The organism is Thermoclostridium caenicola (genome assembly GCF_900142095.1).
In the GTDB taxonomy this organism is placed as follows: domain Bacteria; phylum Bacillota; class Clostridia; order DSM-8532; family DSM-8532; genus Thermoclostridium_A; species Thermoclostridium_A caenicola.
Genome location: NZ_FQZP01000054.1, coordinates 1 through 17,662, shown reverse-complemented (window position 1 = coordinate 17,662; position 17,662 = coordinate 1). Strand labels below are relative to the sequence as shown.

The following is a 17,662-nucleotide window of genomic DNA, read 5'->3' as shown; positions in this document are numbered from 1 at the left end:
GTGTAAAAAAGCAGATGATCTATGATGATCATCTGCCAACAATACATATGCTACTTCATTTTACTTGGTTCAACCCCAACATTTGACGTAGAGCCTTTTTTCTTTTCTCCTATATATCCAGGTTATTGACCATCTTTGCGTATTTATGGATGAATTCCTTTCTCGGCTCCACCTTTTCACCCATGAGGATGGTAAATATCTCATCGGATTCTACCGGATCCTCCATCCGTATCTGAATGATTGTCCGCGTTTCGGGATTCATGGTGGTTTCCCAAAGCTGCTCTGGATTCATCTCTCCCAGACCCTTGAATCGCTGGATGGTCACATTACCGTCTTCTTTTTTCCAGTTCTTTTCGGCAAGGAGCTTCTGCAGTTCCCTGTCGTTATAGACGTAATACTCTTCCTTGCCCTTTCTCACCCTGTACAACGGGGGCTGAGCGATATAGATATGCCCGTTTTCAATAAGCGGACGCATGTACCTGTAGAAGAATGTGAGCAGCAGTGTCCGAATGTGCTGTCCGTCCACGTCCGCATCGGCCATTATGATGACCTTATGATAGCGCAGTTTGGACAAATCGATATCCTCGCCGATGTTGACGCCCAATGCGGTGATGACCGGTGAAAGCTTGTCGTTTCCATAAACCTTGTCCTCACGGGCCTTTTCCACGTTGAGCATTTTTCCCCACAATGGAAGTATGGCCTGGAACCTTCTGTCGCGCCCCTGCTTTGCGCTGCCTCCCGCCGAGTCTCCCTCAACAATAAAGATCTCACACTTTGAAGGATCCCTTTCGGTGCAGTCAGCCAGCTTTCCAGGAAGGGAAGTGGATTCCAGTGCCGATTTTCTCTTTGTCAGTTCCCTGGCTTTCCTGGCTGCTTCCCTGGCCCTGAAAGACAACAGGGTTTTTTCAACGATTATTTTTGCGGTTTTCGGATTTTCCTCCAGGTAATAGGTCAGCTTCTCGGTGACGACATTTTCAGTAAAGGATCTTATTTCTGCATTGCCCAGTTTCGTCTTGGTCTGGCCTTCGAATTGAGGATTGGTGAGTTTCAGGTTGATGACAGCCGTAAGCCCTTCCCTGACATCCTCGCCCATCAGGTTCTTTTCATTTTCCTTGATGGCGTTAATCTTCCTGGCATAATCATTGATCACCTTCGTAATGGCTGTCTTGAACCCTGTAACATGGGTTCCGCCCTCTGTTGTGGGAATATCATTGGCATAACTGAAAATATTCTCTGTGAAGGAATCTGTATACTGCAGCGCAATTTCTATTTCCGCGTTTTCCTTTGTACCGCTGATGTAGATGATATCAGGATGTATGACTTCCTTATTTCTGTTGATGTATTCAACGAATGATACAATACCGCCCTCATAATGGAATTCCATTATTTTCGGTTCCTTGTTTTCTGCATCGAGCCTTTTGTCGGTCAGTATGATCCTGATATTTCGGTTCAGAAAAGCAAGCTCTCTGAATCGCTTTTGCAGGATCTCAAAATCAAACCTGACTTCCTCAAATATCTCGGGATCGGGTTTGAAGGTTGTCATTGTACCCGTTCTGTCTGTTTCGCCGATACATTCCACCCTGGTGACAGGCACACCTCTTTCATAGGCCTGGCGCCATATCTTCCCTTCCCGGTGGACTTCCACTTCCATTCTCTCCGAAAGGGCATTGACAACCGAAGCGCCTACGCCATGCAAGCCGCCTGAAACCTTATAGCCTTCTCCACCAAATTTTCCGCCGGCATGAAGGATTGTATGAACAACCTCAAGGGTTGGTATATTCATTTTGGGATGAATACCCGTCGGAATACCTCTGCCGTTATCCCTGACCGTTATACTGTTATCCTCGTTTATGGTAACTTCTATCAGATCGCAGTACCCGGCAAGGGCCTCATCGATGCTGTTATCCACGATTTCATAGACAAGATGGTGCAAGCCTCTGATGGAAGTGCTTCCGATGTACATACCCGGCCTTTTTCTTACGGCCTCCAGCCCTTCTAGGACCTGTATCTGTTCCTCGGAATAATTCTGTACTTTACCGTTCTCCGTCATCCGTTTGCTTCCTCCATTTCATCCTATCGCTTGCCTTCTCAGCATCTCCAGCTTTTTATACCTTCTGTAAAGCGTCGTAACCGACAAGGGAGACAGATAGATCACTTGCATGCCGTTTTTATAGGCGACAATAAATGATTTCGGGATTTCCCCGTCAATAATGGTTTTTATAAAACCTTCCTCTTCCGCCATTTTTAAGAATTCTCTTGTCAAAGGCGACAACGTGGTCTTTTCGATATCCATGATGGCGACAATATCCTTAATATTGACGATTTCATCCCCGCCCAAATGCAAATACAAATCTATCACCCATACTATTTTAATCTTATAGAAATAAATGTTCAAATCATCCTCGTCACCGTACCTGAAATCACTCTGTACCTGTCGGCTTTTTCAAACAATCCGTGGCCCATAATATGATCATCAGTTGTGGTGATGATGGTCTGAATGCCACTAAGGCCCTTCATAAGGTATTCCTGTCTGCTTTGATCCAACTCCGACATCACGTCATCCAACAGCAAGACCGGGGTGTCTCCCCTTATTTCTTCAATCCATTTGAGTTCCGATAAAACGAGGGCCAGCGCAAGCGACCTTTGCTGTCCCTGGGAACAGTAATGCCTTGAATTCATTCCGTTCAGCAAAATTTCCACGTCATCGCGATGTGGTCCATACAGGCATTGTCCCAGTTCCTTCTCTTTATTCATGCCTTCCCTCATTCTGATTTCAAGCTTTTCTGCATAATAGGCTTCATCAGCATCATTTATGCAATCGGTGAAGGTCCTGTATATGAGATCGGATTCTTCCCTTTGCCTGGATATCCTCCGGATTTCCTCCTTCATGTATTGATTCAGTCTCTTGATTGTCCGATCCCTGATATAGGCTATTCTGCCGCCGTGTTTTGCCATATTGGCATTCCAGATGGGAATGATCTCATCATATTTTCGTTCGTTTCGCCCTTTCTTAAGGGCCAGCGATTTGTTTTTGACGAGCTGGTTATACTGCTGAAGGCTGTAGAGATAGTTTTTGCTTACCTGACACAGCAATATATCGAGGAATTTTCTTCTCTGCTGAGGTGAACCTTTTACGATATCCAATGTTTCCGGAGAAAAGAAGATCATGTTCAATGTACCGAGGATGTCGGAAATCCTGTCACGTCTTATGCCATTTACTTCTGCGTATTTTCCCTTTTCCCTGGAATACCGGATGTCTACCTGACTGATCCTCTCCCCGCTGACAGCCCTGAGTGAAATCTCAAAGCCTTCGCAGCCAGTTCGCACCATCTCCTGGTAATTGCTTGTCCTTTGCGACTTGCCTGTAGCTGTTATGTAAAGCGCCTCAAGGACATTGGTTTTTCCCTGGGCGTTTTCTCCATACAAAATATTGATACTGTCTCCAAACTCAATGGATTGGTATGCATAGTTGCGGAAATTTTTCAGCTCAAGCCTTTCAACCCTCAAGATTCCACACCGGCCTGTTCAATGACATAAACATCCTGGCCTATTTGAACCTGGTCAAGATGTCTCAGCTTTCTGCCCCTTCTTTTTTCCGGTTCGCCGTTTACAAAAATGTCATGGTCCTGTATGAATTGCTTTGCTTCACCGCCTGTTGCGATGATTTGTGTCAGTTTCAAAAATTGATCCAGTTTGATGTAATCCGTCGTTATGGTTATTCTCTTCATGTCTACTCCTAGCTTTTCAGCCTTACCGGCAGGATCAGGAACAGGAACCTGTCGTGTTCTATCGGCGTGATGATGCAGGGACCCACAGGTGAAGTGAAGGAGATCTTGATCTTTTCGTCGTTGATCACCTTCAGCGCATCGAGGAAATACCTGGGGTTGAATCCTATTTGCATAGTATTCCCGGAATTTTCAATCTGAATCTCTTCTTTTGACAAACCTTTTTCGGTGGTGGAAGAGATCACCATTTTGTCATAGGAGAGGTTGATGCGCACAGGATACCTTTTGTCCTCGCTGGTGATGAGCGAAGCCCTTTCCATGCTCTCTTCAAGTTCACGCGTATTGACGTTGATGACCGTTTCAAACTGCGCCGGGATGTAGCTGCTGTAGTTCATGAATTCGCCTTCCAGAACCTTTGATACGATCCTGCAGTTTTTAAGGTCGAAGGATACCAGGCTTCCGGCCATGGAAATGGTAACGGCATCCTCGCTGGTTTCCAGTACGCGCAAAATTTCCTGCATGTTCTTGCCCGGAATAACCACCTTAAAATTGACGTCTTCCTTGATAACCGAGCTGCATACGGCCATTCTGAAACCATCCAGCGCCGCCATCTTCAGTTCACCCTGTACAGCTTCCATCAGGACGCCCGTCATGATCTTCCTGTTCTCATCGTTACCCACTGCAAAGATGGTCTGGCGGATGAGTTCCTTCAGTACCGCCTGGGGAAGGCTTAAGGTAAACTCACTGTCATATACGGGCGGCATAGGATAGGTGTCACCATCCATGCCCCTTATTTCAAAATATGAATTCAGACATTCGATCCTGACCTTGAAGCCTTCCAGGACCTCTATATAAACCGGTGCATCCGGCAGTTTCCTGATAATTTCGCCAAACATCCTCGCTTCTATGACGACGGATCCCTGCCTCTGGACATCTGCATCAAGGGTATATTCTATACCGAGATCAAAACAGTTCCCGATGAGCTTTACCTTTTCGCCTGCTTCTATATAAATGCCTTCCAATATGGGAAGGGTGGCTTTTGTCATGACGGCCTTCTGAACCACGTTGATGGCTTCCATCAGGTTTTGCTTCAGGACGATGATTTTCATGCCAGTTTTACACCTCTTGTTCTTTTAGTTTAAGAAACCAGTCGTAATAGTAGTATGGGTTGTGATTTCTGTTGAAAACTCCTCAAACGCCGGGATTTACTTAGGTTTTGGCTGTTGATTAACTTGTTGAAAAACCATGGTTATTTTCTTTATAACAGGTTTCTTTTTCTCACGACAAAATTCTTCACCTTTTTTCCACGGGATGTTCCACAGGATTTTGTTGATAATTAAATTTTTCCGGTTATGTTGCGCTTCAGTTCCATGATAGTCCTTCTCAGTTCACTGTTGTGCTCGATGGCCTCCTGGATCTTTTCGCAGGCATGCATCACTGTCGTATGATCCCGTCCGCCGAAGACCTGTCCGATCTTGGGCAGGGACATGTCAGTCAGTTCCCGGCAGAGATACATGGCTACCTGCCTGGGATGAGCGATATCCCGGGAGCGCTTGTGGGTGGTCAGCATGTCGGGAGATATATCGTAATACCTGGCGACCACCTTCATAATGGTGTTGTAGTTGATGTTGGTCTTGGTTATTCCTGCCAGCAGCTGCTTGAGACAGTTCTGAGCCAGATCGAGCGTGATGGGGCTTCCGGTAAGCGAAGCATAGGCGATCACCCGGTTCAGGGCACCCTCCAGTTCACGGATGTTGGACTCGATGTTTTCAGCAATGTAGGAAAGCACCTCGTCCGGAATATCATAACGCTCCTGCTGGGATTTCTTTCTCAGGATCGCAATACGCGTTTCCATATCCGGTGCCTGGATATCGGCAATAAGGCCCCACTCAAAACGGGAGCGCAGCCTTTCCTCCAGGGTAAGGATTTCCTTCGGCGGCTTGTCGCTTGAAAGTACGATCTGCTTGCTGGCTTCATATAACGCGTTGAATGTATGGAAGAACTCTTCCTGCGTTCTTTCCTTGCCGCCGATGAACTGGATATCGTCGATCAGCAACACGTCGATATTTCGATACTTGTTACGGAACTCCTCATTCCGGTCGTCCTTGATGGCATTGATCAACTCATTGGTGAATTTCTCAGAAGAAGTGTAAAGCACCTTCTTCGTAGGATACTGCTCAATAATGTAGTGACCGATGGCATGCATGAGATGCGTTTTGCCCAGACCCACGCCGCCATATATAAATAATGGATTATAGGCTGTGGCCGGAGACTCGGCAACAGCAAGTGCTGCTGCATGTGCCAGCTGATTCCCACTTCCCCTGACAAAGGTATTAAAGGTATATTTTGGGTTAAGAACCGAAACAAAAGAACTGGAAGTATCCTGGCTGGTGCTGTCTTCCTTCCGCGGTGCTTCCGCAGACTTGACAAAAAGGTTTACTGTCAGGTCCTTTTTTGTCAATACGCGCATGGCATTCTGTATCAGATCCTTATAGCGGGAATTGATGATACCAAGATTGAACTCTGAGGGAACCTCCAGAGAAAGAACGTTGTTTTCTAGGGATACAGGATTGATCGGCTCTATCCAGGTGCTGAAACTTACACTTGTCATTTCCTGCTGAAGCAGTTCCAGCGCCTCTTTCCATATTTCCTTAACGTCAGATGCCATTCCCTATTCCCCCAATTTAATTTCCTAACGTATCTTTTAATATATCAAACTTCAATAGGCGTTTCAACTAAATCATCCGAAAGAGAATATGCTGTAAAACCGTTGGCCAAATTAAGACAAAAGGCTGTTTCTGCTCGTTTTTCTTGACTTATTTGACGGGAGCGTTATATAATACTTTTTAGCGTCTGTAACTGTAGACAACCGTTTTGAAATAAAATTGGGTATGATTGGAGGTGCAACCCCATGCTTCGTACTTATCAGCCGAAGAAGAGACAGCGTAAAAAGGAGCACGGTTTCAGGAAAAGAATGAAAACCGCCAATGGCAGAAAAGTTCTGAAGAGAAGAAGACAGAAAGGCAGAAAGAGACTAACTGCATAAAGACCATGTCAGTGGTCTTTTCTTTTATACCGTACTGTTCTGTTGTCCGCCGGCGGCGTATCAATTTTAAATGATACGGTGCGGAATTTGTGCCGGGCCGGCTATGATCAACAGCCGGAGCAGACTTTGTTGGAATTATGGGAAAACTGCCTGTTATAAAAAGGAACAATGATTTTCGCAGGGTTTACAGCAAGGGAAAATATGCCTCGTCGGATTCCCTGGTATTATATTACATTAAAAGAAGGGCCGACACTGTCCGTATTGGCATAACCACCAGCAAGAAAGTGGGAAAGAGCGTCGTACGCAACAGGATGAGGCGGCTGGTCAGGGAAAACATCAGGCATATCTATGGTCAGCTTGCTCCCGGAATGGATTTGGTAATTGTTGTTAGGAAAGCCGATCCCTCTGCGGATTTTCATAGCATAGGCAAGGAGCTTAGATATCTTCTGAAGAAGCTGGATATATTAGTTAGGGAAAATAGGGAAAAAGACCATGAAGGCACTGTTAATCGTCCTGATCAAGGCGTATAGAAAGTATATATCCCCTCTTAAGAGACAGCCTTCCTGCAGATTCTATCCAACCTGTTCCCAGTATGCGCTGGAGGCGATTTCCAGGTACGGTGCCATCAAGGGTTCATTTTTGTCTGTTAAGCGGATATTGAAGTGCCATCCCTTTCATCCGGGAGGTTATGACCCGGTAAAATAAACGTGAAACCGGAGGGTGAGAAAAGAAGTATGCAGGCTATACTGAGCGCGCTCGGCATGATTTTTGGAAAGCTCATGCAATTCATTTACAATACCGTTGGCTTTCATAATTATGCTTTATCCCTGGTGCTTTTCACTGTTGTATACAAGCTGATCCTGCTTCCCCTGTCCGTCAAGCAGATAAGGAACACGCAGAAGATGCAGGAATTCCAGCCCGAGCTCATGAAGATCCAGGAACGCTACAAGCACGACAGGGAAAAGCTTAACGAGATGACCATGAAGTTCTACCAGGAGAAGGGATATAATCCCACTTCGGGTTGTTTGCCTCTCCTGATCCAGTTTCCCATCATCATCGCGCTTTTCTATGTGATCCGCATGCCCATGACCTATATGCTGGAACTTCCGGCAAAGGCTGTTGGCGAGATGGTCGTTGCTTCTGTTGAAAAAGGCGAGCTGTCCAAGGATGTCCTGAAGAATAAGAATTATGACGCCATCAAGGATAATCCGATAGATGTCTACCTGGCTTACAACAACAGCGATCCCTATTTTGAGATCAGACTCATAGAAAGCTATAAGAAGCATCCCGAGATCATCGATGCAAATCCGACATTGAACGCGGATCAGAAAACGTTGCTGAAAAACTTTGATCTGAGAATGTTCAATTTCTTCAATCTTGGCATACAGCCCAGAATCAGTATGGAAGCGATTAAAGCTGATCCCGGGAACCAGATTCCCGCTTGGATTATGCTGGCGATTGCGGTGGTATCGACCTATTTCTCATCGCTCCTGATGACGCCCGATGCGATGCGGAAAAAGGACAAGAAAGCCAAGGGTAAGGACGCCAACCAGGGATGCGCTCAAAAGAGCATGCTTTTTATGGGGCCGTTTATGACGCTTTGGATAGGAACCATTGCTCCCAGCGGACTTGCCTTCTACTGGGCCATCAACAGTGTTCTTTCGTATGTTCAGCATAAGGTTCTGAATATTAAGTTTGAAAAGGAGAAGGAGGCGAACAAGGTTGCTAAGGTCGATAACCAAGGAAGCAAAAACAGTTGACGAAGCAATTCGACAGGCACTTGAAGAGCTGGGGATAGATAAAGATCAGGCTGAAATAGAGATCATCAGTGAAGGAAACAAAGGCTTGTTGGGGCTTATCGGCAGCAAGAATGCCGTTGTCAAAGTCACCGAGAAGCTGAACATAGAACTGATTGTACAGGAGTTTCTCGAACCGATTTTTGAGAAGATGGCCATTGAAGCCGACATGGAGATCACCATGGAAGACGGCCAGATGAACATTCGGCTTACCGGCGATGACATCGGGATTGTCATCGGCCGGAGGGGTGAGACCCTCGATGCCCTCCAGTACCTTCTCAGCCTTGTGATTAACCGCTATACCCAGGACTATACGCGCGTGATACTGGATGTGGCCGATTACCGCAAGAAACGGGCCGAAACATTGCAACGCCTTGCAAGAAGGGTGGCGGAGAAGGTTTCAAGGACCAGGAGAAACATTACCCTGGAGGCCATGAACCCCTATGAAAGAAGGATCATTCACTCTTCTCTCCAGGGATTTCCGAACGTTGATACGCATAGTGTGGGTGAGGAGCCAAACCGGAAGGTGGTCATCCGGTACGCACCGGGAAGCGGAAAATAGGATCAGGTCAATGCAAGCGGACAGAGGGAAATCCCACTGTCCGCTTTTTGGAATGGTATGAATGGTTCTTTCCGGTGGGCCCGGACAATAATAGAAAGGCAATCTGAAGTCGAGGTGCATGACGGTTATGGAAGATACCATAGCGGGCATTTCCACGGCTGTTGGAAATGCTGGTCTTGCCGTTATCCGGATGAGCGGCGGAAAGGCGTTTGAAATAGCCGACATGGTTTTCAGGGGAAGGGAAAAAGTTGTGTCCCAGAAATCCCATACTCTGCAATACGGAAGAATAGTGACTGATGACGGCGAAATCGTGGACGAGGTTCTGCTAACCAAGATGGCCGCCCCCAGGACCTACACCAGGGAGGATGTCGTTGAAATAAGTTGCCACGGGGGCTACTATGTGACCGGGAGCATTCTGAACCTCCTTATCGAGAAAGGGGCAAGGCCTGCCGAACCTGGCGAGTTCACAAAGCGGGCCTTTCTGAACGGCCGGATTGATTTGTCCCAGGCAGAAGCCGTCATGGATGTGATACAGGCCAGGACCAGCAAAAGTTCCAGGGCTGCTTTAAGCCAGCTGGAGGGAAAGCTTTCCTCCGAGCTGAATGCCATCATCGACGGGCTGACCAATACCCTGGCGCATATCGAGGTGGACCTGGACTATCCGGAGTATGACCATGAAGAGCTTTCCATGAAACAGGTGGAAGACGAGGCGAAAAAGGCCATGTCGCATCTGGACAGGCTGATAGAAAGCTTCCATTATGGGAAGATACTCCGGGAAGGCATGGATGTGGTCATCATCGGCCGGCCCAATACGGGCAAGTCATCGCTGCTGAATTACCTGACCAGGAAGAACCGGGCCATTGTGACCGATATTCCCGGCACCACCCGGGATGTGATCGAAGAGACTGTCAATATCGGCGGAATTCCTATCAAACTGACCGATACGGCGGGCGTCAGGGAAACCGAGGATCCGGTGGAAAGCATCGGTGTGGCCCGAAGCCTGGAGGCCCTGAAAAAGGCCGACCTGGTCCTGCTGCTCCTGGATGCCACGGACTGGCAGGGGGAGGAGGACAAGCGGCTGTCTGAGCTGGTTAAGGCGCATCAGGAACATTTTATAACGGTGTTCAACAAGATGGACCTGGTAAAGGATGAAAGCACCGTGCAGGAAATCATGAAGCAGAATCCCGATGCTGTCTTGGTCTCCATTAAAGCCGAAACCGGTCTGGATGTTCTGGAGAAACGGTTGATAGATTTTGCTTTGGGAAATAAAATGGATTTGGACAACCAGGTGCTTGTGACCAACGCAAGGCATGAGCAGCAGCTCCGCCTGGCCTGTGGTGCCCTTGAGTCCGCACTGGAGGCCATCCGATCGGGCATGACCCTGGATATTGTGGCGTTGGAACTCAAAACAGCCCTTGAGCACCTGGGAAGAATTACGGGACAGACTGCCGACGAGGAAATCATCAATGCCATATTCAGTCGGTTTTGCATAGGCAAATAGGTCAGGAACGGTGGGGAAGACCAAAAATATGACAGACATGGAAGCATTCATTGGAGGAGAATACGATGTGATCGTGGTGGGCGCAGGTCATGCCGGCTGTGAGGCGGCACTGGCCAGTGCGCGCCTTGGCATGAAAACCGCTGTTTTCAGTCTCAACCTGGACAGTATCGCCAATATGCCCTGCAACCCCAATATTGGGGGGACGGCCAAGGGCCAGCTGGTCCGCGAGATTGATGCTTTGGGCGGCCAGATGGGGCTTTCGGCTGATGCAACCTTTATCCAGTCCAGGATACTGAACCGGGCCAAGGGTCCGGCCATTTATTCGCTGCGGGCCCAAATCGACCGGCGGGCCTATCAGCAGCATATGAAGCATGTGCTGGAAACCCAGGAGAACCTGGACGTGAAACAGGCCGAGGTGACCGAGATCCTTACAGAGGGCAAAAAGGTCAGGGGGATCAGGGTTCTTACGGGAACCGTATACCTTGCGAAAGCGGTCATTCTGACCACCGGCACTTACCTCAAGGGCAGGATCATCATCGGAAACACCAGCTACAACAGCGGCCCCGACGGGCTGTTCCCGGCCAACAGGCTTTCGGACAGCCTCAAGGCCCTGGGCATTGAGCTGATGCGTTTCAAAACGGGGACACCCGCCCGTGTCAACAGGCGAAGCATTGATTTTTCCAAAATGGAGGAGCAGCCTGGAGATCCGGTCATTACACCGTTTTCCTTCATGCATGATGAAATAAAGCGCGATCAGGTGTCCTGTTACCTTGTCCATACCAATCAGGAGACCCATCGCATCATACGGGAGAACCTGCACCGATCTCCGCTCTATGGGGGTGAGATCAAGGGCGTGGGGCCCAGGTACTGCCCGTCCATCGAGGACAAGATCGTGCGGTTTGCCGACAGGGAATCCCACCAGGTCTTCATCGAGCCCATGGGTCTCAATACGGAGGAAATGTATGTGCAGGGCATGTCCACCAGCATGCCCGAGGATGTCCAGATCAAAATGCTGAGGACGCTTCCGGGCCTGGAGAACGTATCCATCATGAGACCGGCCTATGCCATCGAGTACGATTGCATCAACCCGACCCAGTTGAAGCTTTCCTTGGAGTTCAAGGAGATAGACGGCCTGTTTTCAGCGGGCCAGATCAACGGCAGTTCCGGTTACGAGGAGGCTGCCGCCCAGGGGATTATCGCCGGCATCAACGCGGCCTTAAAGCTTAAGGGCAAGGAACCCCTGATCCTGGACAGATCCCAGGCCTATATCGGTGTGCTCATCGATGATCTGGTTACCAAGGGAACCGCTGAACCCTACAGGATGATGACCTCCCGTGCGGAGTACAGGCTGTGGCTCAGGCAGGACAACGCGGATATGCGGCTGACGCCCATCGGAAGAGAGATCGGCCTTGTGAGCGACGATCGCTATGAACGTTTCCTGAGGAAAAAAGAAGCCATTGAGGCTGAGATGAAAAGGCTGAAGGAGACCGTGATCAACCCCGGTGAAGCCGTCAACCGGTTCCTGGCGGAACACGGCAGCGCGGGGCTTAAAACCGGGATCAGGCTCTATGATCTTCTGAAGCGCCCGGAGATCGAATATGAGCATCTGAAAGCGCTGGGATACGGTGCAGAGCTTTCCCGGGAGGTCATGGAGCAGGTCACCATCAGCATCAAGTACGAAGGCTATCTCAACAAGCAGATGCAGCAGATCGAGCTGTTCAAGCGAATGGAGGAAAGAAGGCTTCCGGAGAATATCGACTACGACAGCATCAAGGGCCTTTCCACCGAAGCCAGGCAAAAGCTCGGAAAGCTCAGGCCCGAATCCCTGGGCCAGGCTTCCCGCATCTCAGGTGTTTCGCCCTCGGATATTTCGGTGCTATTGGTTTACCTGGAATCGTTGAAACGGGAAAAGGAAAAGAATAAGGGCGAACACCCGCAATAAGCGAGGTCTCCCAAGAACGGACTGAAAGGATAAGTGCTATGGAGTTGTTATCGGAAGGCGCAAAAGCATTAGGCCTTGATCTGGGCAAGGAGAAGCAGGATCAGTTTGGCGCATATACCCGCCTGATGCTGGAATGGAATGATAGGATCAATCTTACGGCCATCACCGAAGAAAAGGAAATCATCATCAAGCATTACCTGGATTCGCTGTCCATCTGCGGTCTGGCAGAGCTTAACGGTAAGACCCTCATCGATGTGGGGACCGGTGCGGGACTTCCCGGCATACCCCTCAAGATCGTTGAGGAAAGTCTGACTGTCACGCTTCTGGATTCCCTGGAAAAGCGGGTGAAATTTCTGAGGGAAGTGATTGGCCAGCTGTCCCTGAAAGGCATTGAGGCCGTCCATGGGCGGGCCGAGGATTACGGCGTCAAACCGGACTTCCGGGAAAAATTTGATCTTGCGGTTGCCAGGGCCGTAGCGGATCTTCCCGTGCTTTGCGAATACTGCCTGCCCTTTGTGAAGCCGGGCGGGTTCTTCATTGCCATGAAAGGTCCTTCCGTGGAACAGGAACTGGAGGAATCGGGAAAGGCCCTCTCCGTACTGGGCGGCGAAGTGGCGGATGTCAGGAAACTCGTGCTTCCTTTCAGTGAATACGAAAGATCCATTGTGCTGATAAGAAAATGTCGACATACACCATCAGGTTATCCCAGAAAAAGCGGCAAGCCGACAAAATCACCGATCAGATAATGGCGAAACCCGCTATTCATGAGGGTTTCTGCGATATCTTCCTGTCCAGAAAAAAAGGATGAGCGCGATCAGACGGCGAATAATCTTTTCTGTGAGAGATAAGATTTCTAATCTACAAAAGATGATGAAAGGATAGGTTGCCGTATGATTGCTACGAAGATCAAATTCCCGGTATCTTCTGAGAAGGAAGAGCAGAAGCAGGACAATAAGAAAATAACCATGATACCAATTGAATTGATAAGGCCCAACCCATACCAACCCAGGAGGAAATTCGAACAAGGGTCATTGGATGAGTTGTGCCAGTCCATCAAGCAGTATGGTGTCATCCAACCTATCAACGTCAGGAAAATATCCGCCACCCACTATGAACTCGTAGCCGGTGAAAGAAGGCTCCGCGCGAGCATGATGGCGGGTCTTAAGGAGATCCCTGCCATCGTTGTGGATGTGGGCGAGGATGATTCCGCGATCCTGGCACTGATCGAGAACCTTCAGCGGGAAAATCTCGGTTACATGGAGGAAGCTGAGGGCTACAGAAATCTTATCCGCGAGCATGGGCTGACCCAGGAGGAGCTGGCCCAGAAGATCGGAAAGAGCCAGTCCACCATTGCAAACAAGATCCGGCTGCTGCGCCTGTCGCCCATGGTCAAAAAGATATTGGCCGACAACAATCTTACGGAAAGGCATGCGCGGGCTCTTCTGAAGCTGGACAACGAGCAGCTGCAGCTGAAAGTCCTGCAGAAGGTCTGCGAGAAAGGACTCAATGTGCGCAAAACCGAGGAGCTGGTCCAGAAGGCCCTGGAGAAGTACTGCTCTCCGGCCAGGACAGATGATTATAAAGGACGCATCACCAAATCCATCAAGGATATCAGGATATTTGTCAACACCATCCGCCAGGCTATCGACACCATGAAGAAGTCTGGAGTCAACGCCCGTGCTGCCCAGATTGACAGGGGCGAGTACCTTGAGTTCATCGTTCGCATTCCGAAACGCAGCGAACCAAAACAGGAAGATCTGCAAAAGGCTCAGTAGAGTCCTTTTGGGTCACATATGCGATCTCCATCCTTTTGCCTGTCCCGGAAATGGCAGGCATCTTTTTTTATTTCAGGCCTTTTCTGATTCCTGGCCATGAGTTTCGGCTCCGTTCCAGTTCCAGAGCCTTATGAGAGTGGACATTAATGTAAACTTTTATTAAAATATATATATTGCGGTCGAAGAGATGGATATAATCAAATGAAAAACGAATGACGCAGAAAGGAAGCACTCCGAATGTCCGAGAACGGCGGAAATAACGAAAACAAGCTGGCCAACAGAATTATTCCGGTCGATATAGAGGCCGAGATGAAGCAATCCTTCATCGATTACGCCATGAGCGTTATCGTTGACCGGGCCCTCCCGGATGTACGGGACGGCTTGAAACCCGTTCACCGAAGAATCCTGTACGCCATGCATCTTCTGGGATTTTCACCGGACAAGCCCCACCGAAAATGTGCTACGACGGTGGGTGAAGTCCTCGGTAAGTTCCATCCCCATGGTGATGCAGCCGTATACGACAGCCTGGTGCGGATGGCCCAGGACTTTTCGCTCCGGTATCCCCTCATTGACGGCCATGGCAACTTTGGTTCCGTGGATGGCGATGCCCCTGCCGCCATGCGTTACACCGAGGCCAGGCTCTCCAAAATCGCCATGGAGATGCTGCGGGACATCAACAAGGATACGGTTGATTTCAAGCCAAACTTTGACGAGCACGAAATCGAACCGGTGGTTCTTCCTTCGCGTTTTCCCAATCTTCTGGTCAACGGTTCATCGGGTATTGCGGTAGGAATGGCAACCAACATACCGCCCCACAACCTCACCGAAATCATCGACGGTATCATCAAAACCATAGACAACCCGGATATCACCATTGACGAACTCAATGAAACCATCAAGGGTCCTGATTTCCCAACCGGCGGCTCCATCCTGGGCAAGAGCGGCATCAGGGAAGCCTACCAGACCGGAAAGGGCAGGATCATTGTCCGGGCTGTCACCGAGATAGAACAGTACGCCGGGAACCGGCAAAGAATTATTGTCACCGAGCTTCCCTATCAGGTCAACAAGGCACGTCTCATTGAAAGGATCGCCCAGCTCGTCAAGGACAAGAAGATCGAGGGCATATCGGATCTCAGGGACGAGTCCGACAGAAACGGCATGCGCATCGTGATCGAACTCAAGCGTGACGCCAATGCCCAGGTCGTTCTGAACCGGCTTTATTCTTTCACCCAGATGCAGGATACCTTCAATGTCAACATGCTGGCATTGATCCAGACACCCGAGGGCAAGTTTGAACCCAAGGTTCTCAACCTCAAGGAAGCCATCGTCCACTATATCCGGCATCAGGAAGACGTGATCCGCAGAAGGACCCGGTATGATCTGGAGAAGGCGGAGGCCAGGGCGCATATCCTGGAAGGTCTGAAGATTGCCATTGACAACCTGGATGAAGTCATTAGCATCATAAAGGGCTCAAAAACGGAGGCTGCAGCCAAGGAGAACCTCATGAATCGGTTCAGCCTCAGTGAAAAACAGGCCCAGGCCATCGTCGACATGCGCCTGGGAAGGCTGACGGCGCTGGAGTTGGAAAAGCTGGAGGCCGAGTACCAGGATCTTTTGCAGAAAATCGCCTACTACAGGGATGTTCTTGCAAAACCCGAACTGGTGGCTGCCATCATTAAGGATGAGCTGACCGAGATCAAACAGAAATACGGGGATGAACGGCGCACGTCCATCACGGCGGAAGAGTCCGAGATCGATATGGAGGATCTCATCAAGGACGAGCCCGTTGTGGTGACGCTGACCCGTTTCGGCTATATCAAACGCACTTCCTCCGATGCTTACAGGAGCCAGAAGAGAGGCGGTAAGGGCATAAGCGGCATTACTACCAGGGAAGACGACTTTGTTGTGGACATGTTCACCACCACAACACACCAATACCTGATGTTCTTCACCAACAAGGGCCGTGCCTATAAACTCAGGGCCTGGCAGATTCCCGAGGCGGGACGGCAGGCGCGTGGCACAGCCATCGTCAACCTTCTTGAGCTGGAACCCGACGAGAAGATCAATGCCTTTATCCGCCTGAACGGTAATGAGAAGGATGCTTTCCTCGTCATGGCCACAAGAAAGGGCATGATCAAGAAAACGCCCCTGGGCGAGTACAGCAATGTACGCAAGTCCGGTATCCAGGCCATTACGCTCAGGGAAGGGGACGAACTCATCGAAACCCGCCTCACGGATGGCAACGAGGAAATCATGCTGATTACGCGAAACGGCATGTGCATCCGCTTCCACGAGAAGGATGTAAGGCCCATGGGCCGCACATCCATGGGGGTCATAGGGATCCGCCTGGATGAAGACGATGAAGTCATCGCCATGCTGAGATGCGTTCCCAATACCACCCTCCTGGTTGTGACCCAGAATGGCTTTGGCAAGAGAACCGAACTGGAGGAGTACAAGGTTCAGGCAAGGGGCGGAAAGGGTATCCTGACCTACCGGGTGACGGAGAAAACCGGTCCCCTGATCGGTGCGGTCGCCGCCAACGAGGACGATGATCTCCTGCTGATAAGCACCGACGGAACCATCATCCGCATACATGTGGAGGAAATCAGCATACTCAGCAGGGTAACCCAGGGCGTCACGCTCATGAGGACCTCGGAGGATAACCGGGTGGTATCCCTGGCAAGGCTTACGGCGGATGTGAAGCGTGAGCATGATGAACAACCCGAGGATGAAAACGCCTCTGAAAACGGAGACGGCGATTCCGAGCCGGAACAGGAGCCGTAAGCGTATCAGCTGCAGGTTAGTATCTTAATACGTATGTGTTCACAAACGGACATTCTGCTTTTTGTAAAGCGGGATGTCCGTTCTTAATACATATGCCGGACTTTCTCCGGATGCATGGCATCACCGCAACCGTCCACTATAAAATACCAGCAAGAATATTGTCGATTGCTGCTTGACTTTATGGACGCCATGCAGTAAGATAGTAAAGCTGTTGCTGACCGACCGGAAAGCGCATGGATAAACAGTCCAACAGAATTAACGCTTGACAGGTGGCAGCGGCCGTGATAAAATAACATTCCGCCACGGCTCATCCGGAAAAGAGTGAACGGCATCGAAATAAAGGTGAAAAAAGCTCTTGACAAGAAAATGAGACGGTGGTAAGATAATAAAGCTGTCGCCGCTGGGGGCAAGCGCCCGAAACGGAGACAGGGAGCCGAAAGAGCGGCATGGACATTGAAAATTGAACAGTGTATGAGAAAGCATCATGCAAATGATGCAGGAACCCGTTAAGCGAGTACATGGATGCGGAAG

The 17,662-nt window shown here is 49.5% G+C and carries 16 protein-coding genes; 10 read left to right on the top strand and 6 right to left on the bottom strand.

Features of this window, described 5'->3' with window-relative positions; translation table 11 throughout:
- Positions 1–109: 109 nt before the first annotated feature.
- The 6 genes from gyrB to dnaA form a co-directional block, all read right to left on the bottom strand.
- Entirely contained in the window at positions 110–2,050 is a 1,941-nt protein-coding gene (gyrB, locus tag F3H12_RS11405) for a DNA topoisomerase (ATP-hydrolyzing) subunit B (RefSeq protein ID WP_149679443.1), read from the bottom strand.
- A gap of 18 nt (positions 2,051–2,068) precedes the next feature.
- Positions 2,069–2,350, bottom strand: coding sequence for an extracellular matrix regulator RemB (gene remB, locus F3H12_RS11400; protein ID WP_149679442.1), 282 nt, complete (start codon positions 2,348–2,350; stop codon positions 2,069–2,071).
- 41 nt (positions 2,351–2,391) lie between these two features.
- Complete coding sequence (recF, locus tag F3H12_RS11395) at positions 2,392–3,507, bottom strand: DNA replication/repair protein RecF (protein WP_188118508.1); 1,116 nt, start codon at positions 3,505–3,507, stop codon at positions 2,392–2,394.
- Complete coding sequence (gene yaaA, locus F3H12_RS11390) at positions 3,504–3,728, bottom strand: S4 domain-containing protein YaaA (protein WP_149679440.1); 225 nt, start codon at positions 3,726–3,728, stop codon at positions 3,504–3,506. Before yaaA ends, recF begins: the two co-directional genes overlap by 4 nt.
- 8 nt (positions 3,729–3,736) lie before the next feature.
- Complete coding sequence (gene dnaN, locus F3H12_RS11385; protein ID WP_149679439.1) at positions 3,737–4,834, bottom strand: DNA polymerase III subunit beta; 1,098 nt, start codon at positions 4,832–4,834, stop codon at positions 3,737–3,739.
- Between the two features lie 227 nt (positions 4,835–5,061).
- Positions 5,062–6,393, bottom strand: a complete 1,332-nt coding sequence (gene dnaA / locus F3H12_RS11380) for a chromosomal replication initiator protein DnaA (protein WP_149679438.1) — start codon at positions 6,391–6,393, stop codon at positions 5,062–5,064.
- Between the two features lie 243 nt (positions 6,394–6,636).
- Between dnaA and rpmH the strand changes: the two genes are divergently transcribed.
- The 10 genes from rpmH to gyrA all read left to right on the top strand — a co-directional run bounded on the left by rpmH (position 6,637) and on the right by gyrA (position 17,131).
- The gene (gene rpmH / locus F3H12_RS11375; RefSeq protein WP_149679437.1) at positions 6,637–6,771 is read left to right on the top strand and encodes a 50S ribosomal protein L34; all 135 of its coding nucleotides are present in this window, start codon (positions 6,637–6,639) and stop codon (positions 6,769–6,771) included.
- 137 nt (positions 6,772–6,908) lie between these two features.
- Complete coding sequence (rnpA, locus tag F3H12_RS11370) at positions 6,909–7,301, top strand: ribonuclease P protein component (RefSeq protein ID WP_149679436.1); 393 nt, start codon at positions 6,909–6,911, stop codon at positions 7,299–7,301.
- Positions 7,264–7,476: a membrane protein insertion efficiency factor YidD gene (gene yidD / locus F3H12_RS11365; RefSeq protein WP_149679435.1), complete on the top strand. Its 213-nt coding sequence runs from the start codon at positions 7,264–7,266 to the stop codon at positions 7,474–7,476. Before rnpA ends, yidD begins: the two co-directional genes overlap by 38 nt.
- 29 nt (positions 7,477–7,505) lie before the next feature.
- Positions 7,506–8,531 (top strand): YidC/Oxa1 family membrane protein insertase, encoded by a 1,026-nt coding sequence (locus tag F3H12_RS11360; RefSeq protein WP_149679434.1) that lies wholly within the window; start codon positions 7,506–7,508, stop codon positions 8,529–8,531.
- Positions 8,494–9,129, top strand: a complete 636-nt coding sequence (gene jag / locus F3H12_RS11355; protein ID WP_149679433.1) for an RNA-binding cell elongation regulator Jag/EloR — start codon at positions 8,494–8,496, stop codon at positions 9,127–9,129. The genes F3H12_RS11360 and jag overlap by 38 nt, the downstream gene beginning before the upstream one ends.
- A gap of 118 nt (positions 9,130–9,247) precedes the next feature.
- Positions 9,248–10,630, top strand: coding sequence for a tRNA uridine-5-carboxymethylaminomethyl(34) synthesis GTPase MnmE (mnmE, locus tag F3H12_RS11350; RefSeq protein ID WP_207706840.1), 1,383 nt, complete (start codon positions 9,248–9,250; stop codon positions 10,628–10,630).
- 28 nt (positions 10,631–10,658) lie between these two features.
- A complete protein-coding gene (mnmG, locus tag F3H12_RS11345) occupies positions 10,659–12,572 on the top strand; it encodes a tRNA uridine-5-carboxymethylaminomethyl(34) synthesis enzyme MnmG (RefSeq protein ID WP_479694079.1) in 1,914 nt (637 codons plus the stop codon).
- 38 nt (positions 12,573–12,610) lie between these two features.
- The gene (gene rsmG, locus F3H12_RS11340) at positions 12,611–13,318 is read left to right on the top strand and encodes a 16S rRNA (guanine(527)-N(7))-methyltransferase RsmG (protein WP_149679432.1); all 708 of its coding nucleotides are present in this window, start codon (positions 12,611–12,613) and stop codon (positions 13,316–13,318) included.
- Positions 13,319–13,462: 144 nt separating this feature from the next.
- Positions 13,463–14,347: a nucleoid occlusion protein gene (gene noc / locus F3H12_RS11335; RefSeq protein WP_149679431.1), complete on the top strand. Its 885-nt coding sequence runs from the start codon at positions 13,463–13,465 to the stop codon at positions 14,345–14,347.
- A gap of 237 nt (positions 14,348–14,584) precedes the next feature.
- A complete protein-coding gene (gene gyrA, locus F3H12_RS11330) occupies positions 14,585–17,131 on the top strand; it encodes a DNA gyrase subunit A (protein ID WP_149679430.1) in 2,547 nt (848 codons plus the stop codon).
- The last annotated feature ends 531 nt before the right edge of the window (positions 17,132–17,662 follow it).

Coding starts and splice junctions, on each gene's coding strand:
- rnpA (WP_149679436.1), top strand. CDS start 6,909: ATGGGAAAACTGCCTGTTATAAAAAGGAACAATGATTTTCGCAGGGTT.
- rpmH (WP_149679437.1), top strand. CDS start 6,637: ATGCTTCGTACTTATCAGCCGAAGAAGAGACAGCGTAAAAAGGAGCAC.
- noc (WP_149679431.1), top strand. CDS start 13,463: ATGATTGCTACGAAGATCAAATTCCCGGTATCTTCTGAGAAGGAAGAG.
- gyrA (WP_149679430.1), top strand. CDS start 14,585: ATGTCCGAGAACGGCGGAAATAACGAAAACAAGCTGGCCAACAGAATT.
- dnaN (WP_149679439.1), bottom strand. CDS start 4,834: ATGAAAATCATCGTCCTGAAGCAAAACCTGATGGAAGCCATCAACGTG.
- dnaA (WP_149679438.1), bottom strand. CDS start 6,393: ATGGCATCTGACGTTAAGGAAATATGGAAAGAGGCGCTGGAACTGCTT.
- gyrB (WP_149679443.1), bottom strand. CDS start 2,050: ATGACGGAGAACGGTAAAGTACAGAATTATTCCGAGGAACAGATACAG.
- yidD (WP_149679435.1), top strand. CDS start 7,264: ATGAAGGCACTGTTAATCGTCCTGATCAAGGCGTATAGAAAGTATATA.
- rsmG (WP_149679432.1), top strand. CDS start 12,611: ATGGAGTTGTTATCGGAAGGCGCAAAAGCATTAGGCCTTGATCTGGGC.
- F3H12_RS11360 (WP_149679434.1), top strand. CDS start 7,506: ATGCAGGCTATACTGAGCGCGCTCGGCATGATTTTTGGAAAGCTCATG.
- mnmE (WP_207706840.1), top strand. CDS start 9,248: ATGACGGTTATGGAAGATACCATAGCGGGCATTTCCACGGCTGTTGGA.
- yaaA (WP_149679440.1), bottom strand. CDS start 3,728: ATGAAGAGAATAACCATAACGACGGATTACATCAAACTGGATCAATTT.
- mnmG (WP_479694079.1), top strand. CDS start 10,659: ATGACAGACATGGAAGCATTCATTGGAGGAGAATACGATGTGATCGTG.